A 21,916-nucleotide genomic window follows, 5' to 3' on the forward strand; every position below is an offset into this window, starting at 1 on the left:
GAATGCTCGAGATCCCCGCACCTGAGTTTCCTTGGCGCGGGGCTTCACATTCCAAGAAAGCGCGAAGAAAAGCGAAAGCGAGTGCAACACATGAAACTCAACGACATCCGCGATAACGAAGGCGCACGCAAGGGCCGCATCCGCAAGGGCCGGGGCATCGGCTCTGGCAAGGGCAAGACCGCCGCTCGTGGCCAGAAGGGCCAGAAGAGCCGCTCGGGCGTCGCGATCAAGGGCTTCGAAGGCGGCCAGATGCCGCTTCACATGCGCCTGCCGAAGCGCGGCTTCAATAACCCCTTCGGCAAGGACTATGCCGAGGTGAATATCGGCATGGTGCAGAAGATGATCGATGCCGGCAAGCTCGACGCCAAGGCTGACATCACCGAAGATGCGCTGCGTGCCTGCGGTCTCGCGCGCGGCGGTACGGACGGCGTGCGTCTTCTCGGCAAGGGCGAGCTTTCGGCCAAGGCGAAGTTCATCGTCACCGGAGCGACGAGGGGCGCCGTTGCGGCCGTGGAAAAGGCCGGCGGCAGCGTCGAGGTGACCGCGCCGACCAATGCCGAACTCAAGGCTGCCAAGGCTGCCAAGTCGGGTGACAGCGGCGAATAATGCGACAAAAGGCGAGCGGGGGGTTCGACAAGCGGCTCCCCGCCTCCTATTTACGCCTTTGCGCGGCCTGCCGGTTCCGGCAAACATCCGGTGTGTTTCGCCGCAGGTCGCCCACATCCGGGCCGTGATGCGTCAGCGAATCGCGGCCACAGGTTAGGATCGAAACGACGACATGGCATCACGCGCCGACAACATCGCCAGCAATCTGAATTTCGGCAATTTCGCCAAGGCGACCGAGCTGCGCCAGCGCATCTGGTTCACGATCGGCGCGCTGATCGTGTTCCGGTTCCTCAGCTTCGTCCCGCTACCGGGGGTCAATCCGTCGGCGCTGCGCGATCTCGCCGAAATGGGGCGGGGAGGGGTGCTCGACCTGTTCAACACCTTTTCGGGCGGCAGCCTCGAGCGGATGAGTCTCATCGCGCTCGGCGTCATGCCTTACATCACAGCCTCGATCGTGGTGCAGATGGCCTCTGCGCTGCATCCCACGCTATCCGCGCTCAAGAAGGAAGGCGCGAGCGGGCGTCAGAAGCTCAATCAGTATACGCGCTATGGCACGGTCTTCCTATGCGCGATCCAGGGCTATTTCCTTGCTGTCGGGCTTGAAGGGTTCGCCTCGCAGCAGGGTATCGGCGCCGTGGTGCAGCCGGGCTACATGTTCCGCATCGGAGCGGTCATCAGCCTAGTCGGCGGCACGATGTTCTTGCTCTGGCTGGGCGAGCAGATCACCAGCCGCGGGATCGGCAACGGCGTCTCGCTCATCATCATGGCGGGCATCGTCGCCCAGTTCCCGACATTCGCCGCCAACCTGTTCGAAGGGGGGCGCACGGGCTCGATCTCTGCGACGATCATTGTGTTCTTCGTCGTCATGGTGATCGCGCTGATCCTGCTTATCTCCTTTGTCGAGCGGGCGCAGCGACGGCTGCTGATCCAGTATCCCAAGCGCGCGACCCAGCAGGGCGTGATGCAGGCGGACCGTTCGCACCTCCCGCTGAAGCTCAACACCGCCGGCGTGATCCCGCCGATCTTCGCCAGCTCGCTGCTCCTTTTGCCGCTCACGATTTCGCAATTTGCGGGCAATTCGGTCGATACAGAAAGCGGCTTTGGCAGTGTGATCGTGACGCTCAACCAGTATCTCCAGCCGGGCGCGCCGATCTACATGCTGCTTTATGGCGCGGGGATCATATTCTTCTGCTTCTTCTACACGGCGGTCGTGTTCAACCCGGAAGAGCAGGCAGAGAATCTCAAGAAGGCCGGCGGCTTCATCCCCGGCATCCGCCCGGGCAAGCGGACGTCGGACTATCTCGAATATGTCCTCACTCGAATCACCGTGGTCGGCGCGCTCTATCTCGCGCTGGTCTGCATGCTGCCCGAATGGATGATTCGCCAGACGGGTATCCCGCTGTTCCTTGGAGGAACCAGCCTGCTCATCGTCGTCAACGTGACGGTCGATACGATCAGCCAGATTCAGTCGCACCTCATTGCGCACCAATATGGCGATCTTATCAAGAAGGCGAAGTTGAAAGGGCGGATGCGCTGAGGCATTCCGGCTTGACGGTTGCCATTCGCCGACCGCTTATGAGAGGAGCGACCTGCCGGCCACGAGGCCGCAGCGCGATAACGGGGGAGCTTTCGTGAACATTATTCTTCTGGGGCCTCCCGGTGCGGGCAAGGGCACGCAGTCCAAAGGCCTTGTCGAGCGCCATGGCATGGTCCAGCTCTCGACCGGCGACATGCTGCGCGAAACCCGCAAGGCCGATACCGAGCTTGGCCGGACGGTCGCCGGCATCATGGATTCGGGCGGGCTTGTTTCGGACGACATCGTCTCGGCCATGATCGATGCCAAGCTTGCCGACATGGGCGAGGGTCAGGGCGCGATCTTCGACGGCTATCCGCGCACCGCGTCGCAGGCCGACCAGCTCGACGGCATCCTCGCCAGACACGGTCGCGGGCTCGACCGGGTGATCGAGCTCGAGGTGAACGAGGACGCGCTGGTCGAACGCATCACCGGGCGGTTTTCCTGCGCCAATTGCGGAACGCTGTATCACGACACCGCCAATCCGCCGAAGACCGAAGGCGTGTGCGATGCGTGCGGCTCTACCGAGTTCAAACGCCGACCCGACGACAACGAGGAAACGGTGCGCAACCGGATGGCCGAATACCGCGCGAAGACCGCGCCGATCCTGCCCGGCTATGAAGCGCGCGGGATCGTAACGCGGGTCGACGGGATGGCAGGGATCGAGGATGTCGCCGCCGCCATCGACCGGGTGCTAGGCTGAACGCTCTTTCCCGGCCCTTGCCGATTGCCTAAACGCCGGCAAGATTGGACGAAGGAAAGGCCGATGACCCGTTTCACCATCCGCACCGCATGTCTTGCGGCAGGCCTGGGGCTTGCCGCCTTGGCGCTTCCCGCTTCGGCGGAGGTCGTGGAGCAGGAAGACCACAGTTTCGTTACCCGCGACGAGGCGATCGTCGCCAGCACCCCGAAGCAGGTCTGGCTCGCACTCATCAGCCCGGCGCGGTGGTGGAATTCGGCCCATACCTGGTCGGGCGAAGCGGCCAATCTCCGCCTCAAGCCGCAGGCGGGCGGTTGCTTTTGCGAAACGATCCCCGAAGTCGACGAACCGCGCCGTTTCACGCTCGAGGGCAGCGTCGAACACATGCGCGTGATTCAGGCCTATCCGGAACGGGCGCTGGTCATGCGCGGCGCGCTCGGCCCGCTCCAGCCCGAACCGGTTACAGGTGTGCTTACCATCGCGATCAGCGAAGTCGATCAGGGCACACGGATCGTGTGGGAATACAATGTCGGCGGCTTCATGCGCTTCGAGACCGAGGTGATCGCGCGCGCGGTGGACGGGGTGATGAGCGAACAGCTTGCCGGGCTTGCCGGGATACTTGGTCCGGTGGATCCTGCCGAAATCGATACCGAAGCCGAAGCCGAAGCCGAAGCCGAAGCGGCGCCCGTTGCCGACCCGGGCGGCAAGGCGATGATCGAACCCGAAGCAGTTATCGACGAAGCGCCACAGGAGGGGGGCGAGCCCTCTCCGAGCGTGGACGAAGCGTTTGGCGACTTCATCGAGGACGGAAAATGACGCGATCCGGCGCAGCTTGGCCGGCGCAGCTTGGCCGGCCCGGCTTTGACGGAACGGGCGAAGCGTTGTAGTATATAAATGATAATATGGCGCGCGGCTCCTGGGCGGGTTAGCGCATGTTTTGCGCGCGCAGCGGTTGACGGCCCGCGCGAATCACCCTATGCGCGCCGTTCATTCGACACGCTCGAGCCCCGTCCGGATGGTCGTCGCCCCGCGCGCGCACCGGCCGGGCTTTTTGCCGTTTCAAGACCGAGTGTCCTAGCCTGGACGAACGGCTCGCATCGACGGGGGCGCGCGTTTCGGTGGTTAAGCGATGAGATAGGGGCTCCGGCACGCCGTGTCGCAAACCCCTGTGGAGCATGGAGAATTAAGTGGCTCGTATTGCCGGGGTCAATATCCCCACCAACAAGCGCGTGATCATCGCGCTCACCTATATTCATGGAATCGGCCGCAGCAAGGCCGTCGAAATCGCCGAAAAGCTGGGCATTCCGCTCAGCGCGCGCGTGCAGGACCTTACCGATGAGGAAGTGTTGCGCATTCGCGAGACGATCGATTCGGAATACACCGTCGAGGGTGATCTTCGTCGCCAGACCGCGATGAACATCAAGCGGCTGATGGACCTGCGATCCTATCGCGGCCTGCGTCACCGCAACCAGCTGCCCGTTCGCGGCCAGCGCACCCATACGAACGCCCGCACCCGCAAGGGCAAGGCGAAGCCCATCGCCGGGAAGAAGAAGTAAGCGCGAGCGGTCATCCGCAGCACGCTTTTCCCTTCATCCGAATTCAAGAGGAATACGCATAATGGCACGCGAACCCGGCCGAGTGAGGCGCCGCGACAAGAAGAACATCTCTTCGGGCGTTGCGCATATCAATGCCAGTTTCAACAACACCATGATCACTATCACCGATGCGCAGGGCAATGCGATCAGCTGGTCCAGCGCCGGCATGATGGGCTTCAAGGGCAGCCGCAAGTCGACGCCCTATGCTGCCCAGGTCGCCGCCGACGATGCCGGCAAGAAGGCCGCCGAACACGGCGTGCGCACGCTCGAAGTCGAGGTCAAGGGCCCTGGCTCGGGCCGCGAAAGCGCGCTGCGCGGTCTTGCCGCGGTGGGCTTCAACATCACGTCCATCCGCGACGTGACGCCTATCCCGCACAACGGCGTTCGCCCGTCCAAGCGTCGCCGCGTCTGACCGCATCCCGTCCGGCGGCCTGCCGCGGCCGCCGGGACACCGCACGGGGTGTCCGCCGCATCCGCTCACCGCGCCTCGGCCCGTCCCGTATTTGAACCGCTGAAAGGCGAATTAGGGGAAATCCATGTCCGTCAACACGAAGAACTGGCAGGAACTCAAGAAACCCAACGCTCTCGAAATCAAGGAAGGCGGCGACAAGCAGCGCAAGACCACCTTCGTCGCCGAACCGCTCGAGCGCGGCTTCGGTCTCACTCTCGGCAATGCCCTTCGGCGCGTGCTGCTCTCCAGCCTGCAGGGTGCGGCGATCACCTCGATCAAGATCGAGAACGTGCTCCACGAATTCTCCTCGCTTGCCGGCGTGCGCGAGGACGTGACCGACATCGTCCTGAATGTGAAGCAGATCGCGCTCCGCATGGAAGGGGAGGGGCCCAAGCGTCTCCAGCTTTCGATGACCGGTCCAGCCACCGTCAAGGCCGGTGACATTGCCGTGACCGGAGATATCGAGGTGATGAACAAGGATCTCGTCCTTTGCCACCTCGATGAAGGTGCGACGCTCAACATGGAACTGACCGCGGATGTGGGCAAAGGCTATGCCCCGGCCGTGCAGAACCGTCCGGCGGATGCGCCGATCGGGCTTATCCCGGTCGACTCGCTCTATTCGCCGGTGCGTCAGGTCAGCTACAAGGTCGAGAACGCCCGCGTCGGGCAGGAACTCGACTATGACAAGCTCTCGCTCTCGGTCGAAACCGACGGCACGGTCACGCCGGAAGACGCCGTGGCCTATGCCGCGCGGATCCTGCAGGACCAGCTGACCTTGTTCGTGCACTTCGAGGACGGCATCCCACAGCCGCAGTCGGCGATGATCGGCCATGCCGCGCAGCCGCAGGAGGACGACGCGAACCAGCTCAACCGCTACCTACTCAAGAAGGTGGACGAGCTCGAATTGTCTGTGCGCAGCGCCAACTGCCTCAAGAACGACAACATCATCTATATCGGCGACCTCGTCCAGAAGACCGAGGCCGAGATGCTGCGCACGCCGAATTTCGGCCGCAAGTCGCTCAACGAGATCAAGGAAGTGCTTTCCTCGATGGGCCTGCGCCTCGGCATGGACATTCCCGGCTGGCCGCCGGAGAACATCGAGGAAATGGCCAAGAAGCTCGAGCAGGAACTGCTCGGCTGATGAATTGGCGTGCTCCGGGTAACCGCCCGGAGCCGCTTCAGGGGCGATGGTGACGGCCCGCAACGGTCACCGGGATGGAGCTACCTGACACGGGCTCCCTACGAACGAAGGAAACGAAAAATGCGTCACGGTATTTCGCAGCGCAAGCTAGGTCGCAAGACCGGCCACCGCAAGGCCCTGTTCCGCAATATGGCCGCGGCCCTTATCAAGCACGAACAGATCGTCACGACCCTGCCCAAGGCAAAGGAACTTCGTCCCTATGTCGAAAAGCTGGTCACGCTCGCCAAGCGTGGCGGCCTGTCGAACCGTCGTATAGCCATGGGCCGACTGCAGGACGAGACCCAGCTCAAGAAGCTGTTCGACGTTCTGGCCGAGCGTTATGCGGACCGCGATGGCGGCTATACCCGCATCATCAAGGCCGGCTATCGCGCCAGCGACAGCGCCGAGCTTGCGGTGATCGAATTCGTCGACCGCGACGAAGAGGCCAAGGGGCAGGACAGCGGCCCCGATATGAGCGAAATGGACGAATACGCTGAGGCGTAGGCCATCTCTCGACAAAGGTTGGACAGGGGCCGACGGAGCGATCCGCCGGCCCTTTTCTTTTGGCGCTTTCACCCTAGTCTCGCCGACCATGAAAATGCTCCTTCCGGCTGCCGCCGCCGCAGCTCTCCTTGCCCCGATTTCCGCCACGGCGCAGAGCCCGCAGGACCGGCTCGATTCCCGCTACGAGCGCGCGCTTGCCGCGGGATACAAGGCGCTGATGCTGTGCAGCGCCATTGCGGTGGCCGAGCGTAACGGGACGACGCGCACCCCCGATAGTGTCCACGAATGGGAGCTGTCGGGGATCTATCCCGCGCTCGATCCGATCATCCGCGACCTGCCCTATGAGATCGTGCGCCGCCCGACCGGACAGGTTGCCCATGTCGAGGTCGGCTGGGCCGAGGACATGCCCGACCGGATCGCTGCCTATTACGGTGCGCAGACCGGCTGTTCCGTTCTCCCGATCGGCGCGCCCGAGGATATCAGCAATCCCGAACTGCCATTGCAGGAAAGCGCCGGTGAGCCGGAGGCGGAAGGGCACACCATCGCGCTCGACGAGGCCGCGCCGAGCGGCGGCGCGAGCGATAGCGCGCTTGGCGAGGTTCTCGGCCAGGCATTCGGCGGGACCTATGGCGAGGGCCGGACAACCGCCGTGCTCGTTCGCCGGGTGGGTGATGACGGGACCAGGCTGGGCCAGAGAGCGCGATATGCGCCCGGCTTCGACGCGGCGACGCCCCAGCGCACCTGGTCGGTCGCCAAGAGTATCGCTGCAACCTTTGTCGGTGCGGCCGTACTCTCGGGGGAACACGACGTGAGCGATCCGGTTGGCCTCAATTACTGGCGCGCCGGCGCAGAGGGCGATCCGCGCAATGCTATCACCATCGATCACGCCCTGCGCATGGCCACCGGGCGCTATTCCGATACGCCGGGCAATCGCACCGATCCGCTTTACTGGGGCGGCACCACGGTTGACGAGCGCGCTGCCAACTGGCCGGTGATCCATCGGCCCGGCACGGTCTATCGCTACGCCAATAACGACACGCTCATGGCGGTGAAAGCGATCGATCGCTGGCTGACCTATTACCCGCCGCACGAATTATTCGAGCAACTCGGGATGGAACACACCGTTGCGGAGACCGACATTCGCGGCAATTACGTCCTTTCCTCACAAGTCTGGTCGACGGCGGAGGATCTCGCCACGCTCGGCCAGCTCTATCTCTCGGACGGGGTCTGGAACGGCAAGCGCCTTCTCCCCGAGGGGTGGCGCGATTATGTCTCCGACCCGTCCGGCCCGCAGCCCGTAGGCACCGACTGGGGCTATGGCGCGGGCTGGTGGACCTTTCGCCGACCCGAAGGAAACGCCTTTGAAGGCATCCCCGACGATGCTTTCGCCGCGCGCGGCAATCGCGGACAATATGTCGTCGTCGTGCCCAGCCGCAATGTCGTGATCGTGCGCCGGGGCGAGGATCGCGTAGGAACCCGCTTCGATATCGCCGCTTTCACCCGCGACGTGCTGGAGGCTCTGGAGGGCGCCTAAGTTGATCTTGTTCATTCACCGGGGTATCGAATAACGGCAAAGCTGTTCAGCTTGGGTGGTTTTTAGCTGAACGGGCGCTGCACGCCGGATTCAGGCTCGTCTCACCCCCTTTCCTACATGTTGGGCTCGCAAGCCGGAGCTATCCTGCCCCGGTCCAATGCGAGGATGAGACCATGACGAGCCACCCTTCCAAACTCGCCCGATCGGCATTCGGCGCGCTGGCCGCCGGAGCCCTGGCCTTCACCGCCGCTACCCCTGCCATGGCCGACGACCGACGCGATCGCGACGGCGGGATCGGCGCGGGCGAGATCATCGCGGGCGCGCTCGTCATCGGTGGGATCGCCGCGCTTGCGGGCGCTTTCGACGGCGACGACGACTGGCGCGACAGGCGCTGGCGCGACCGCAACTGGCGCGGTGACCGGCGCGGCTGGCGCGGCGATCGGCGCGGCGGGCGCTTCGGCGATCCGCGCTTCGCGATCAATCGCTGCGTGCGCGCCGCCCAGAACCAGGCCCGCCGTTTCGGCGGCTGGCGCTTCGCCGACGTGACCGAGATCCGCGATGTCGACCGCAAGCGCTACGGTTTCCGGGTGCGCGGCCGCATCGTGGTCGAGGACAATGTCCGCTTCCGGCGCAATTTCGACCGGGGCCGGTTCACCTGCCGTTTCGACGGGCGCGGCCGCCCGCGGATCGATTTCGACGGGGTGAGGGGCCTGCGCTGAGGCGCGGCCTCGTCCGAAGACCGGATGACCACCAAACGCCCCCGGCCAGACCGCGTCGGGGGCGTTTTCACGTCCGAGAGACGTGGCCCTTGCCCCGCGCCGCAGGTCAGCGCCCCGCTATCCTCCGGGCCATCGCATAGGCTGTCACATAGCTCGGCGCGATCGTCGTGAAATCGATCGGCATCGTGCGCTCGCCCGCCTCGGTCCCTTCCGGCGAGGCCTCGCCGCCTGCAAGGCCGAAGGTCAGCGTCACCGGCTGCCCCTTTCCCTCGAGCCAGCGGGGCAGGAGCGCGGTCGTCTCGCGCACGGCGCTTTCGAAGGCGAAGCCTTTGCCGAAACGCGCGCCCTTGCCCTCCAGCGTGAGAGTGCCGATCGGTGAAGCGAGCACGGCGGGGCGTGCAGGATCGACGCGAAGCGGGAAGCCGGCATCGCCGACGAAACGCAGGACCGACAGGAACGACCCTTGCGAACCCAGCGTCGCGCGCACGGCGAAAGCCTTGCGCCGGTCGATCCATATGTCGCAGCGAATGGCGTCTGGCCTCCGGCCGAATACTCGCTTGGAATAGCATTCGGCCATTGTCCGGGGCGCGGCGGTTGCATCGTCGGCGACTTCGAGAGTCATTTTCCGGCCGCCCATGCGTCCATGCCAGACGGTGACGGCCTGCCCGGCGCGCTCGCTGCGTTCGCCGACCCTCAGCTTGGCGCGTGTGCGATCGGGATGCGCATCGACCCGACAGAAGATCTCGGAGGTGGCGCCATCGGCCTCGAGCACCTTGCCGTGAAAGGCGGCGTCCTCGCTCCAGGCCGGCATTCCGGGCGCGGTCCCGGGGCCGTATTCGACGCTCTCGCAACCGAACTGCCGGGCGGCTTCTTCGATGGGCGGCCCTTCCTGCGCCGCGAGCGACGGGCCGCTCAGGAGAGCGAGCGCAACAAGGGCCGCGGCGGCGGGAAGCGGGTTTTTCATATGTAGCTGCCTCGTCATGCACGCCGGGCATAGCATGCGCTGCCGCCGGGACTTTGTAAGAACGCGACCTTGCAGCCTGGTGCGGTCCATGCTTTGATCGCAATGTTCCGCTGGTTGTTCACGCCCCGCTAAGCCGGGCAGCGTTAATCTGCGGACCGTAAACCCCGGAGCGCTTGGTGGCCGCTCGCCGTTTCGATGGACCCCTTTCGTGAAGGAGGACCCTTTCATGGCGTTCAAGTCCCGCACGGCCGCTGCCTCAGGCCTCGCTGCCGCGCTTTCGATGCTGGCCGTCCCGGCCCATTCCGCCAAGCTTCCGGCCAATCTCGTCCGGCCCGCTGCCACGGGCAGCGCCTTCATGGCCGATTTCTCCTCGAGCCGTTACGACGCACAGGCCGACACGGCCGACTGGCGGCGCTGCTGGCGACGCTGGGGCTGTCGCGGCTGGCGCGGGCGCGGCTGGAGAGGTCGTCGCGGGGTCGATGCGGGCGACGTGCTCGCAGGCGTCCTGGTGCTGGGCGGGATCGCCGCCATCGCCAGCGCGGCGAGCAACAACAACCGCCGCGAGCGCGATGTCGTCGTCGTCGAACGCGACCGGGTGCGCTACGATGATCGCTATGACGAGCGGCGCTATGATGATCGGCGCTACGACACGCGCCGCCGTGACGAGCGCCGCTATGAGGAGAGCCGCGCGCCGGCCCGTCGCTCCGGCGCCTCGGGCCTGGACCGGGCAGTCGACATGTGCCTGACGCAGATCGAGCGCGACGTGCGGGTCGAGGAAGTCGACAATGTCCGCCGCACCGCGCGCGGATGGAGCGTCACCGGTTCGCTGTTCAACGGGTCTTCCTTCCTTTGCTCGATCGGCAGCGACGGGCGGATCGAGGGAATCGATTATGGCGGCTTCACCGGCCGCGCCGCCGCCGATCCGGCGGGGGGCGAGACCTCTATCCCGCCGATGGGCGAAAGCCCCGAGCAGTGGAGCGACGCGCGGTACCTGAGAGCGCGCGCGACGGTCGAACGGCGCGAAGGGTTCGGCCCGCAGCCGGACGAGGAGATGCGCGTCGCGCTTGTCACCAGCCCGCGCGATGTCGAAAACGCCTTTGCCGGGCGGCAGGCATCCGTGCGCTATGCCGAAGATCGCCCGGCCGAACCGTTGGTCCCGCTCCGCGCGGAGCGGCAGCCGGCCTATCCCGGCGGCCCGATCCCGGGCGAGGATATTCCCGAGGCGCGGCCCATCGACGGCGACCTGAACCGCTAGGCGCGCCTCACGAGGCGTGCGGATCGCGCTCCTCGAAGGCGGCCTCGCCGCTATCCTGCATGACGGGGCTTTCCGCCGCTTCCGGCTCGACCAGCGCGTCCATCTGGGCGGCGGTTTCCGCGGCGGCCCTGCGGCGGAGCTTGCCATAGGTCGGCCAGCGCCAGCGGAACTGGATCGCGCCGAGGCGGACGACGAAGCCGACGGCGAAGGCCACGGCCCAGGCAATCGTCTCGGTGAAGCGGAAGAGCTCGGCGAGGAACGATCCCGCTGCCGTGATGGTCGAGGCGAGCAGGGCAGCGGTGAGATAGATCTGCGGCTGCATGATGACCGTGGGCCGCCCGGCCACGACATCGCGGATGATCCCGCCCGCGACTCCGGTGAAAACTCCCATCAGCAGGGCCGGGACCGGCGGGATGCCATAGGCGAGCGCCTTGGCCGTGCCGAGGACCGCGAAAGCGGCGAGCCCCGCGCCGTCCGCATAGAAGAACAGCCGTCCGTCCCAGATTCGGCCCGGAAAATTCCACGCGATGACCGCCATGCCGAGACAGACCGGTGCGACCCACGGATCGAACATCCAGAACACCGGCGCGCCGATCAACAGGTCGCGCACCGTGCCCCCGCCGACTCCGGTGACGAGCGCGAAGAACCCCATGGTGACGAAACTCTGACGCTCGCGCGCGGCGATCAGCGCGCCCGACAGTGCGAACACGGCAATGCCGAGAATGTCGAGAATGTCGAGAATGGGGGTGAGGATGGTCTCGTTCATGCTGGGCTTTCGATCGGGATGCGCGCGGGTCCGTCGCCATTATCACGCATCGCTCGAAAATGCGTTCCCGGCCTGCGCGCAACCCGCCGCAGCAAAGGGTCAGCTGTGGAGGATCGCCCCGATTTCGCCCGCGATCCTTATGCAGTCGAGATCGGCGAAGGCCGGGCCCATGACCTGCATCCCGCAGGGCAGCGGCGCGCCCCGATAGGTCCCCGAACCGATCGGCAGGACGGTGGAGGGCAGGCCCGGGAAAGTGGCGAGACCGGAGAAGACCAGCCCCGCGCCGCCGGGCACGTCCTCACCGTTGACGTCGAGCGCGCCCTTGAACACGCTTTCCTCGCGATGTTCGAGCGCGAGCACCGGGGCGGGCGGGGCGAGGACGAAATCGTAAGTCTCGAAAAGACGCTCCCACAGCACCTGGTTGGCCGCCTGCGCGTCGAGCAGGTCGAACCAGTCGGTCGCGCTGGCACGCTTGCCGCTTGGTGAGGGCGCGCCGCGGGCCATGATCGTGTTCATCATGCGCAGGTAATCGCGGTGCTGCTGCGCGAGATCGGGCAGGAGGTCGCCCGTGCCGGAAGGAGCCCGCTCGATGGCAATGCCCGCTTGTCCGAGCGCCTCGAGTGCGGCTTCGGTCGGCTCGGCGACGCTCGCATCGAGTGGGCAGGCGGCGAGGTCGGTAAGCGCGAGCAGGCGGCACTGGCCGAGTGGCTTGCCCCGCGCGCGCAGCGGGAAGCGCGCGCCGATCTCGGTCAGTACGGCAAGGTCTTGCGGGTTCCGTGCGAGCGGCCCGGCGATCGACAGCTCGCTTTCATGCGCGGCGATAAAGCCTTCGCGGCGGGCCATCATCGGGTGGTCGTGGCCGCGTTTCGAGATCAGGCCGTGGGTCGTCTTGTGCCCCCAGATGCCGCAGAAATGCGCCGGCACGCGGACCGAGCCGCCGATATCCGTGCCGTATTCGCACGCCACCATCCCGCTCGCCACAGCCGCTGCGCCGCCGCCGGAGGAACCGCCAGGCGAGCGCGCATGGTCGTGCGGATTGTTGGTGCGGCCATAGACCGGATTGACGCTCTGCCAGTCGGTCAGATCGACCGGCACATTGGTCTTGCCGAGGATGACGGCGCCCGCCGACTTAAGCTTGCGGACCAGTTCGGCATCGCGCGTCGGCACGTAATCGGTCAGGCGCTGGTGACCCCAACAGCTTTGCAGCCCTGCCACATCGAAGCTCTCCTTGACCGTCATCGGCACGCCGAACAGCGGCTGGTCATCGCCCCCGTCTTTTGGCGGTCCCGCGCGGTCCATCGCCTTCGCGGTCTCACAGGCGCGCTCGAAATCGGGCACGGCGAGCGCGTTGACCTGCGCATCGAGATGTTCGATCCGCACGATCGCGGCATCGACCGCCTCCGCGACCGAGTGCTTGCCTTCGCGGATAGCCTGCGCGGTCGCGAGCGCGCCCGGCTTCGCCGTCAGTTGCGGATAGGCCATGTCTCCCCCTCGACCCTGCGCCGCGTCACATATGGATCGGCTTGCCGGTTACCGCCATCGCCGCTTCCTTGAAGGCTTCGGCATGGGTCGGGTGGGCATGGCAGGTATAGGCGATGTCTTCGCTCGTCGCGCCGAATTCCATCGCCTGGGCTGCCTGCGCGATCATCGTGCCCGCCAGCGTGTTGATCATCCAGACGCCCAGCACCCGGTCGGTTTCGGCATCGGCGATGACCTTGACGAAGCCGTCCGTGTCGCGGTTCGCCTTGGCCCGGCTGTTCGCCATCATCGGGAACTTGCCGACCTTGACGGCTTTCTTGTCGCCCCCCGCGGCCTCGATCGCCTGTTCCTGCGTCAGGCCGACCCCTGCGATCTCGGGCGCGGTGTAGACGACATTGGGAATGACGTCGTGGTTCACGATGCCCGTCTGCCCGGCGATGAATTCGGCCACGGCGATGCCCTCGTCCTCGGCCTTGTGCGCGAGCATCGGGCCGGGCGCGACATCGCCGATTGCCCAGATGTTCTCGACCTTGGTGCGAAAATCGTGCCCGATCTCGATCTGGCCCTTATTGTTCGTTTGCAGGCCTGCCTTCTCCAGCATCAGCCCGTCGGTGTTGGGCCGCCGCCCGATGGAAACGAGGACATGGCTCGCCTCGATGGTCTGTTCATCGCCGCCGGCCGATTTCTCGACCGAAAGGGTGACTGTCTTGCCCTTGACGCTGGCGCCGGTGACCTTGTGGCCGAGCATCATTTCCATGCCCTGCTTCTTGAAGATCTTGCCCGCTTCCTTGCGCACGTCGCCGTCCATGCCGGGCAGGAGCTGGTCGAGGAATTCGATCACCGTGACCTTCGCCCCCAGCCTGCGCCACACGCTGCCGAGCTCCAGCCCGATCACGCCGCCGCCGATGACGACGAGGTGTTCGGGCACTTCGGGTAGGTCGAGCGCGCCCGTGCTGTCCACGATGCGCTTGCCCTCATTGTCGACTTCGACGCCGGGCAGCGGGGTTACGCTGGAGCCCGTGGCGATCACGATGTCCTTGGCCGTCACGCTTTCGTCGCCGACCTTGACCGTGTGCGCGTCCTTGAAAGCGGCGTGACCTTTCAGCCAGGTGACCTTGTTCTTCTTGAACAGGAATTCGATTCCGCCGGTCAGTTCATCCACCGCCTTGGACTTTTCCTGCATCATGCGCGCAAGGTCGAGCTTGGGCTTGGCGGTGATGCCCCAGGTCGCGAAATGACCGCCTTCGGCCTCGTCGAACAGTTCCGATCCGTGCAGCAGCGCCTTGGACGGGATGCAGCCGACATTGAGGCAGGTCCCGCCGAGCGTCTCGCGGCTTTCGACGCAGGCGGTCTTCAGCCCCAGCTGCGCCGCGCGAATCGCGGCGACATAGCCGCCGGGGCCCGCGCCGATGATGAGGACGTCGTAGTCGTATTCAGCCATTTATCAGCTCCATGATCCCTCAAGAGCGAGGTGGGATCGGAATTGTTTCGTTCAATCGTTACGCGGCGATGGCGCGGATTACAGGTCGATCAGCATCCGGGTGGGATCCTCGATCGCCTCCTTGATGATCTTGAGTGCCGTCACCGCCTCGCGCCCGTCGATCAGGCGGTGGTCGTAGGACAGGGCGATATACATCATCGGGCGGATGACGACTTCGCCACCCACCGCGACCGGGCGGTCCTCGATCCGGTGCAGGCCGAGCACCGCGCTCTGCGGCGGGTTTATGATCGGGGTGCTCATGAGCGAGCCGAAAACGCCGCCATTCGAGATCGTGAAGGTGCCTCCGCTCATGTCCTCCATCGTCAGCGTGCCTTCCTTGGCGCGCTCGCCGAAATCGGCGATGTCCTTTTCGATCCGGGCGAAACCCTTCTTGTCGGCATCACGGATGACGGGGACGACAAGGCCGTTGGGCGCGCTCACGGCGACAGAGATGTCGACATAATCGTGATAGACGATCTCGTCGCCCTCGATATAGGCGTTGGCCGCGGGCACGTCCTTCAGCGCAAGGCAGGCGGCCTTGGCGAAGAAGCCCATGAAGCCGAGGCGGATGTCGTGCTTCTTGGCGAACAGGTCCTTGTATTTGCTGCGCGCCTCGATCACCGCGCTCATGTCGACATCGTTGAAGGTGGTGAGCAGCGCGGCATTGTCCTGCGCGCCCTTCAGCCGCTTGGCGATGGTCTGGCGCATCCGGGTCATCTTGACCCGCTCCTCGCGGCGTTCGCCGGTAGAGACCGGCGCGGGGGCCGGCGCGGGCGCAGGCGCAGGGGACGGCGCTGAAGCAGGCGCGGGCTTCCCGCTCTTCCTTGCTTCGGCCGCGGCGATCACGTCTTCCTTGGTCAGGCGACCATCCTTGCCGGTCCCCTTGATCGTGGACGGGTCCACCCCGTGTTCGAGCACTGCGCGCCGCACGGCGGGGGAAAGCGTCGCGGCCGCGGCGATCAATTCCTCGGACGGACCTTCGCCGCCCGTTTCGTCTTCGCTGTCGTCTCGCGCCTCGCTTTCGGCGGGGGCAGGGGCGGGCGAGGACGCCGAAGAATCCTGGGGCGAGGCTTCCGCCCCTTCCTCGATGAGAGCGATCACCGCGCCGACTTCGACCGTGTCGCCGACCGCGACCTTGTGCTCGCTCATCACGCCCGCGACCGGGGAGGGCACGTCGACCGCGACCTTGTCGGTTTCGAGGCTGGCGATCGGCTCGTCGGCCGCCACCGGGTCGCCGGGCTGCTTGAGCCATTCGCCGATCGTGCCTTCGGTGACCGATTCGCCGAGGGCGGGGACTGTGATTTCGGTTGCCATTTCGGATGCTTCCTGAGCTTCGTTGCTATCTTGTATTGTGCGGAGGCGAGCCTAGCCGGCAAGGCCCAGCGCCTCGGCCACCAGCCGTTCCTGCTGCTCCTTGTGACGGCTGGCGAGGCCCGTTGCGGGCGAGGCCGCCGGTTCGCGCCCGGCATAGATCGGACGCTTGCCTTCGAACCCGGCCATCGTCAGCGAATCCTCGACCCGGTTCTGGACGAAGTACCACGCGCCGTTGTTCTTCGGCTCTTCCTGGCACCAGATCACGTTCTCGAGGTTCGTCATCCGCTTCATCCGCACGGCAAGCGGTTCGCCCGGGAAGGGGAAAAGCTGTTCGATCCGCACGATCGAGACGTCCTCGAGAGCTTCGGCATCGCGCTTTTCGATCAGGTCATAGGCGACCTTGCCCGAACACAGGACGAGGCGGCGGACCTTCTCGTCGGGAATTTCGGTGGTGTCGGACTTGATCCGGCGGAACTGACGGTCTCCGAGGAATTCGTCGCGGCTGCTTTTCGCCATCGGGTGACGCAGGAGCGATTTGGGCGTCATGATGACCAGCGGCTTGCGGAACGGGCGCAGCATCTGGCGGCGTAGGACATGGAAATAATTCGCCGGAGTGGTGATGTTGCAGACCTGGATATTGTCGTTCGCGCACAGGTTCAGGAACCGCTCGAGCCGCGCGGAGGAGTGCTCCGGGCCCTGGCCCTCATAGCCGTGGGGCAGCAGCATGACGAGGCCGTTGGCGCGCAGCCACTTGGCCTCTCCGCTCGCGATGAACTGGTCGATCATGATCTGCGCGCCATTAGCGAAATCGCCGAACTGCGCTTCCCACAGGACCAGCGATTTGGGATCGGCCATGGCGAAGCCGTATTCGAAGCCGAGCACGCCGTATTCGGACAGCGTGGAATCGTAGACCTCGAACTTGCCGTGGGGCAGGGTGGTGAGCGGGATGTATTTGCGCTCGTCGCGCTGGTCGACCCACACGGCATGGCGCTGCGAGAAGGTGCCGCGGCCGCTGTCCTGCCCGGACAGGCGCACGCCGTAGCCTTCCATCACGAGGCTGCCGAAAGCGAGCGCTTCGGCCGTGGCCCAGTCGAAGCCTTCGCCGGTCTCGAACATCTCCTTTTTCGCAGCCAGCACGCGGCCCAGCGTCTTGTGGATCTCCAGGTCCTGGGGCACCTCGGTCAGCACCCGGCCGAGGTGGTCGAACGCCTTGCGCTCGATCGCGGTTTCGACATTGCGGCGGGCGGTTTCGGGGTCGGCCGGCTTGTTGAGCCCGGCCCAGCGCCCGCCGAACCAGTCGGCCTCGTTGGGCTTGTAGGTCTTGGCCGCCTCGAATTCCTCGTCGAGCAGGTCGACGAATTCGCGCGCGACTTCCTCGCGGTGGCCCTGTTCGATCACGCCTTCTGCGATCAGCCGCTCCTCGTAGATCTTGGAGACCTTGGGGTGCGAGCGGATCGCGTCGTACATCAGCGGCTGGGTGAATTTCGGCTCGTCGCCTTCATTGTGTCCGAAGCGGCGATAGCACCACATGTCGATGACGACGTCGCGGTGGAAGGTCTGGCGGTATTCGACCGCGAGCTTGCAGGCGAACGTCACCGCTTCGGGATCGTCGCCGTTGACGTGGAGGATCGGCGCCATGACGCCTTTCGCGACATCGCTGGGATAGGGCGAGGAGCGCGCGAATTTCGGGCTGGTGGTGAAGCCGATCTGGTTGTTGATGATGAAGTGCAGGCACCCGCCGGTGTCGTAGCCAGGCACGCCCGAGAGCGAGAGGCTTTCCCACACCACGCCCTGACCCGCAAAGGCCGCATCGCCGTGGATGAGCACGGGCAGGACCTGGTCCTTGCTATCGAGATCGTCGCGGATCGCCGATTGCGCGCGCGCCTTGCCCAGAACGACGGGGTTCACCGCCTCGAGGTGGCTGGGATTGGGCGTGAGGCTCATATGCACGCTGATCCCGTCGAATTCGCGGTCGGTGCTGGTGCCGAGGTGGTATTTCACGTCGCCCGACCCGCCGACATCCTCCGGGTTGGCGCTGCCGCCGGAGAATTCGTGGAAGATCACGCGATAGGGCTTGGCCATCACGTTGGCGAGGACGTTCAGCCGCCCGCGATGAGCCATGCCGTAGATGATCTCGCGCACGCCCGCGCTGCCGCCATGCTTGATCACCGCTTCGAGCGCGGGGATCATCGATTCCCCGCCGTCGAGGCCGAACCGCTTGGTCCCGACATATTTCTTGCCGAGGAATTCCTCGTAGACCTCGCCGCGCATCACCGCGGACAGGATCGCCTTCTTGCCCTCCGGGGTGAACTGGATCGTTTCGCCCGGGCTTTCGAACTTGTCCTGCAGGAAACGGCGTTCCTCGGTGTCGGCGATGTGCATGTATTCGAGGCCGACCTTGCCGCAATAGACCTCCTTGAGTCGCCGGTGGAGCTTGCCCACGGTGGTCCATTCCATGCCCAACACGCCGCCGGCGTAGACTTCCTCGTCCTCCAGCCCGGCAAGGCCATGGAATTCGAGCGTCAGGTCCTCCGGCACCTCGCGCTGCTTCGACAGGCCGAGCGGATCGAGATCGGCCGCCATGTGCCCGCGCACGCGGTAGAGCCGCACCAGCGTCATCGCCGCGATCGACATGCTCGCCGCGCGCTGGACGGCCTGCGGGTCTATGCTCTTGCCGGCCTTCGCCGCGGCCTTCTCCACCGCCCCTTTCATGTCGGCGGCGCGCATCTGCGTCGGGTCCATCGCGGCGGAAAGGTCCGCGTCCGCCCCGCTCACCGTGTCGAGCCATCGCCGATTGCCCCAGGACGGACCCGGCTGCGGGCCTTCCTGGTCGGTCATTTCGGGGATGAAGTTGGTGCTTTGCTCGTTCATATCCTTGAGCCCCAGCGAAAGCTGGGACCTCCTTAGTAGTGAGCCGAGTCCCAGCGCAGGCTGGGACCTCCCTCGATCATGCGAGACGTCAAACCAGCGTCCGCGAGAGGTCGTCCCATCCGGGATTGCTCTCCTCGATCCGCCCGATCTTCCATTCGCGTTTCCAAGCCTTCATTCGTCTCTCGGCAGTCCGGGCATCGTGGATATTCTCGTGCCGTTCGAACCAGACCAGTCTCGTGCAATTGTATTTCTTCGCAAACCCCGGGACATCTCCCGTTCGGTGTTGTTCGATGCGTCGCGCTAGATTGTCGGTAACGCCGATGTAGAGGACCCCGTCTTTCCTGTTGGTCAGGATGTAGACGAAGCCCTCTTTCATTTCTTGTGGTCCCTATCCGCATGAGGTCCCAGCCTGCGCTGGGACTCAGCCTTCAATTTACACCATCTCCTTGAGCATCGCGGCAAGCGTCGTGCCGAGTTCGGACGGAGAGGGCGAGACGCGGATGCCCGCATCCTCCATCGCCGCAATCTTGTCTTCCGCGCCGCCCTGGCCGCCCGAGACGATCGCGCCCGCATGGCCCATGCGTCGGCCCGGAGGCGCGGTGCGGCCCGCGATGAAGCCGACGGTGGGCTTCTTGCGGCCGAGTGTCGCCTGCGTCTTCAGGAACGCGGCGGCTTCTTCTTCGGCCGAGCCGCCGATCTCGCCGATCATGATGATGCTTTCCGTTTCCGGGTCGTCGAGGAAGAGGTCGAGCACGTCGATGAAGTTCGTCCCGTTGACAGGGTCCCCGCCGATGCCGACCGCGGTCGACTGGCCGAGCCCGACCTGCGTGGTCTGGTGCACGGCTTCATAGGTGAGCGTGCCTGAACGGCTGACGACGCCGACCGACCCCTTCTTGAAGATGGAGCCGGGCATGATCCCGATCTTGCATTCGTCTGGGGTCAGCACGCCGGGGCAGTTCGGGCCGATGAGGCGCGAATTGGACCCGTCGAGCGCGCGCTTGGCCCGGACCATGTCGAGCACCGGGATGCCTTCGGTAATGCACACGATCAGCTCGATCCCGGCATCCACCGCCTCGCAGATCGCGTCGGCGGCGAAGGGCGGGGGGACGTAGATGCACGAAGCGGTCGCGCCGGTCGCGGCCTTGGCCTCCTTCACCGTGTCGAACTGCGGCAGGCCGATATGCTCCGTACCGCCTTTGCCGGGGGTAACGCCTGCGACCATCTGCGTGCCGTAAGCCAGCGCCTGCTCGGTGTGGAAGGTGCCGGTGTTGCCGGTCATCCCCTGCGTGATGACCTTGGTGTCTTTGTTTACGAGGATGCTCATTGGCTCGTTCCTTTTGCCTAGTGTTCGTCATGCCGGCGAAGGCCGGTATCCAGTCCGACCATCGCAACTGGACCCCGGCCCTTCGAATCTCTTGGCGCCGGGGTGACGGGTCTTCATCAGCCACAAACCAACTCGAAAAAGTCGTTCCAGTCGGGATTCATCTCTTCGATGCGGCGCACCTTCCATGCCCGCTGCCATTCCTTCATTTGCTTCTCGCGTCGTATGGCCGCTTCAATAGTGTCGTGACGTTCGAACCAGACGAGAAATTTGCAGCCATACTTCTTCGTGAATCCTTCGATCAGTCCTTCCCGGTGCTCCCATGCTCGCTTGGCCAGGTCGCTGGTCGCACCGATGTAAATCGTGCCATTGCGGCGGCTCGCCATTATGTAGACGAATCCGCCTTTTTCCATTCAACCGTCATTCCGGCGAAGGCCGGAATCCATGTCCGGGTCCGCCGATGGACCCCGGCCTGCGCCGGGGTTACGGAGAGCGCAGTCACGCAAGGCTCTCATCCAGCCCCTTGCACGCCTCGAGCAGTTCCTTGACCGCATCGACGCTGACCTGGAGGTTGGACTTTTCCTCGTCGTTGAGGTCGATCTCGATCACGTCCTCGGTGCCGCCGGCGCCGATCATCGTCGGCACGCCGACATAAAGCCCGTCGAGGCCGTACTTGCCTTCGACATAGGACGCGCAAGGGAGGATGCGCTTCTGGTCGCCCAGATACGCCTTGGCCATGGCGATCGCGCTGGTGGCGGGGGCGTAATAGGCCGAGCCATTGCCGAGAAGCCCGACGATCTCGCCGCCGCCCTTGCGCGTGCGGTCGACGATTTCGTCGAGGCGGCTTTCCGACACGCCCTTGATCTTGGCCATGTCCTTCACCGGGATGCCGTTGATCGTGGAGTAGGACAGGACCGGGACCATCGTGTCGCCATGCCCGCCGAGGACGAAGGCGTTGACGTCGCGCACCGAGACGCCGAATTCCCACGCGAGGAAGGTCGCGAAGCGCGCGGAGTCGAGCACGCCCGCCATGCCGACGACTTTGTCGTGCGGAAGGCCGGAAAATTCACGCAGCGCCCAGACCATCGCGTCGAGCGGGTTGGTGATGCAGATCACGAAGGCGTCGGGCGCGTTGTTCTTGATGCCTTCGCCGACCGCCTTCATCACTTTCAGGTTGATGCCGAGCAGGTCGTCGCGGCTCATGCCGGGCTTGCGCGGGACGCCGGCGGTGACGATCACCACGTCGGCCCCGGCGATATCGGCATAATCGTTGGTGCCGGTGATTTTCGCGTCGAAACCTTCGATGGGTCCGCACTGGGAGAGGTCGAGCGCCTTGCCCTGCGGCATGCCTTCGGCGATGTCGAACAGGACGACGTCGCCCATTTCCGCCTTCGCGGCGAGGTGGGCGAGCGTGCCGCCGATCATCCCGGCGCCGATCAGCGCAATCTTCGTGCGGGCCATATTTGGACTTCCTTCCCTGATCCTTCGGGACGAAAACCATGTCCTGATGGCACGAAAGCAGCCCGTCCCAAGCCGCAGCGCGCCGTGATCTCGCGGGCGGGCCTAGGCGCGCGGCAAATCCATTGCAACCGCCAAAAGGGCAG

The 21,916-nt window shown here is 65.2% G+C and carries 21 protein-coding genes; 11 read left to right on the forward strand and 10 right to left on the reverse strand.

Annotated elements, in window-relative coordinates; genetic code table 11:
• Nucleotides 1-90: 90 nt before the first annotated feature.
• The 10 genes from rplO (at nucleotide 91) to RIB52_RS07460 (ending at nucleotide 8,862) form a co-directional block, all read left to right on the forward strand.
• A complete protein-coding gene (rplO, locus tag RIB52_RS07415) occupies nucleotides 91-606 on the forward strand; it encodes a 50S ribosomal protein L15 (RefSeq protein ID WP_350174478.1) in 516 nt (171 codons plus the stop codon).
• A 172-nt stretch (nucleotides 607-778) separates the two neighbouring features.
• Complete coding sequence (secY, locus tag RIB52_RS07420; protein ID WP_350174480.1) at nucleotides 779-2,143, forward strand: preprotein translocase subunit SecY; 1,365 nt, start codon at nucleotides 779-781, stop codon at nucleotides 2,141-2,143.
• A gap of 94 nt (nucleotides 2,144-2,237) precedes the next feature.
• Nucleotides 2,238-2,882 (forward strand): adenylate kinase, encoded by a 645-nt coding sequence (locus RIB52_RS07425; protein ID WP_350174482.1) that lies wholly within the window; start codon nucleotides 2,238-2,240, stop codon nucleotides 2,880-2,882.
• Between the two features lie 63 nt (nucleotides 2,883-2,945).
• A complete protein-coding gene (locus RIB52_RS07430; protein WP_350174484.1) occupies nucleotides 2,946-3,695 on the forward strand; it encodes an SRPBCC family protein in 750 nt (249 codons plus the stop codon).
• Between the two features lie 371 nt (nucleotides 3,696-4,066).
• Nucleotides 4,067-4,435: a 30S ribosomal protein S13 gene (gene rpsM / locus RIB52_RS07435; protein WP_350174486.1), complete on the forward strand. Its 369-nt coding sequence runs from the start codon at nucleotides 4,067-4,069 to the stop codon at nucleotides 4,433-4,435.
• 61 nt (nucleotides 4,436-4,496) lie between these two features.
• A complete protein-coding gene (rpsK, locus tag RIB52_RS07440; protein WP_034904984.1) occupies nucleotides 4,497-4,886 on the forward strand; it encodes a 30S ribosomal protein S11 in 390 nt (129 codons plus the stop codon).
• A gap of 124 nt (nucleotides 4,887-5,010) precedes the next feature.
• Nucleotides 5,011-6,066 carry a DNA-directed RNA polymerase subunit alpha gene (locus tag RIB52_RS07445; RefSeq protein WP_350174490.1) on the forward strand — a complete coding sequence of 352 codons (1,056 nt, stop codon included), beginning with the start codon at nucleotides 5,011-5,013 and terminating at the stop codon, nucleotides 6,064-6,066.
• Between the two features lie 120 nt (nucleotides 6,067-6,186).
• Nucleotides 6,187-6,609 carry a 50S ribosomal protein L17 gene (gene rplQ / locus RIB52_RS07450; protein WP_350174492.1) on the forward strand — a complete coding sequence of 141 codons (423 nt, stop codon included), beginning with the start codon at nucleotides 6,187-6,189 and terminating at the stop codon, nucleotides 6,607-6,609.
• Nucleotides 6,610-6,697: 88 nt separating this feature from the next.
• Nucleotides 6,698-8,143, forward strand: a complete 1,446-nt coding sequence (locus tag RIB52_RS07455; RefSeq protein ID WP_350174494.1) for a serine hydrolase domain-containing protein — start codon at nucleotides 6,698-6,700, stop codon at nucleotides 8,141-8,143.
• Between the two features lie 173 nt (nucleotides 8,144-8,316).
• Nucleotides 8,317-8,862, forward strand: a complete 546-nt coding sequence (locus RIB52_RS07460) for a hypothetical protein (protein WP_350174496.1) — start codon at nucleotides 8,317-8,319, stop codon at nucleotides 8,860-8,862.
• A 106-nt stretch (nucleotides 8,863-8,968) separates the two neighbouring features.
• Here RIB52_RS07460 and RIB52_RS07465 read toward each other — a convergent pair whose 3' ends face one another.
• Nucleotides 8,969-9,826 carry a hypothetical protein gene (locus RIB52_RS07465; protein ID WP_350174498.1) on the reverse strand — a complete coding sequence of 286 codons (858 nt, stop codon included), beginning with the start codon at nucleotides 9,824-9,826 and terminating at the stop codon, nucleotides 8,969-8,971.
• Nucleotides 9,827-10,052: 226 nt separating this feature from the next.
• On the opposite strand from RIB52_RS07465, the gene RIB52_RS07470 reads away from it, so the two are divergent.
• Complete coding sequence (locus RIB52_RS07470; protein WP_350174500.1) at nucleotides 10,053-11,081, forward strand: hypothetical protein; 1,029 nt, start codon at nucleotides 10,053-10,055, stop codon at nucleotides 11,079-11,081.
• A gap of 7 nt (nucleotides 11,082-11,088) precedes the next feature.
• On the opposite strand, the gene RIB52_RS07475 is transcribed toward RIB52_RS07470, so the two are convergent.
• The 9 genes from RIB52_RS07475 to mdh form a co-directional block, all read right to left on the reverse strand.
• The gene (locus tag RIB52_RS07475; RefSeq protein WP_350174502.1) at nucleotides 11,089-11,847 is read right to left on the reverse strand and encodes a trimeric intracellular cation channel family protein; all 759 of its coding nucleotides are present in this window, start codon (nucleotides 11,845-11,847) and stop codon (nucleotides 11,089-11,091) included.
• A gap of 99 nt (nucleotides 11,848-11,946) precedes the next feature.
• On the reverse strand, nucleotides 11,947-13,329 hold the full coding sequence (locus RIB52_RS07480) for an amidase family protein (RefSeq protein ID WP_350174504.1): 1,383 nt from the start codon (nucleotides 13,327-13,329) through the stop codon (nucleotides 11,947-11,949).
• Between the two features lie 25 nt (nucleotides 13,330-13,354).
• Entirely contained in the window at nucleotides 13,355-14,767 is a 1,413-nt protein-coding gene (gene lpdA / locus RIB52_RS07485; RefSeq protein WP_350174506.1) for a dihydrolipoyl dehydrogenase, read from the reverse strand.
• 78 nt (nucleotides 14,768-14,845) lie between these two features.
• The gene (gene odhB, locus RIB52_RS07490; protein WP_350174508.1) at nucleotides 14,846-16,120 is read right to left on the reverse strand and encodes a 2-oxoglutarate dehydrogenase complex dihydrolipoyllysine-residue succinyltransferase; all 1,275 of its coding nucleotides are present in this window, start codon (nucleotides 16,118-16,120) and stop codon (nucleotides 14,846-14,848) included.
• A gap of 51 nt (nucleotides 16,121-16,171) precedes the next feature.
• On the reverse strand, nucleotides 16,172-18,991 hold the full coding sequence (locus RIB52_RS07495; RefSeq protein WP_350174510.1) for a 2-oxoglutarate dehydrogenase E1 component: 2,820 nt from the start codon (nucleotides 18,989-18,991) through the stop codon (nucleotides 16,172-16,174).
• Nucleotides 18,992-19,079: 88 nt separating this feature from the next.
• Nucleotides 19,080-19,367, reverse strand: a complete 288-nt coding sequence (locus RIB52_RS07500) for a GIY-YIG nuclease family protein (protein ID WP_350174512.1) — start codon at nucleotides 19,365-19,367, stop codon at nucleotides 19,080-19,082.
• 57 nt (nucleotides 19,368-19,424) lie between these two features.
• Nucleotides 19,425-20,315 (reverse strand): succinate--CoA ligase subunit alpha, encoded by an 891-nt coding sequence (gene sucD / locus RIB52_RS07505; RefSeq protein WP_350174514.1) that lies wholly within the window; start codon nucleotides 20,313-20,315, stop codon nucleotides 19,425-19,427.
• A 116-nt stretch (nucleotides 20,316-20,431) separates the two neighbouring features.
• On the reverse strand, nucleotides 20,432-20,725 hold the full coding sequence (locus RIB52_RS07510; protein WP_350174516.1) for a GIY-YIG nuclease family protein: 294 nt from the start codon (nucleotides 20,723-20,725) through the stop codon (nucleotides 20,432-20,434).
• 85 nt (nucleotides 20,726-20,810) lie between these two features.
• Nucleotides 20,811-21,773, reverse strand: coding sequence for a malate dehydrogenase (gene mdh / locus RIB52_RS07515; RefSeq protein WP_350174518.1), 963 nt, complete (start codon nucleotides 21,771-21,773; stop codon nucleotides 20,811-20,813).
• Nucleotides 21,774-21,916 lie beyond the last annotated feature (143 nt).

It is taken from the genome of Erythrobacter sp., assembly GCF_040217515.1.
Taxonomy (GTDB): domain Bacteria; phylum Pseudomonadota; class Alphaproteobacteria; order Sphingomonadales; family Sphingomonadaceae; genus Erythrobacter.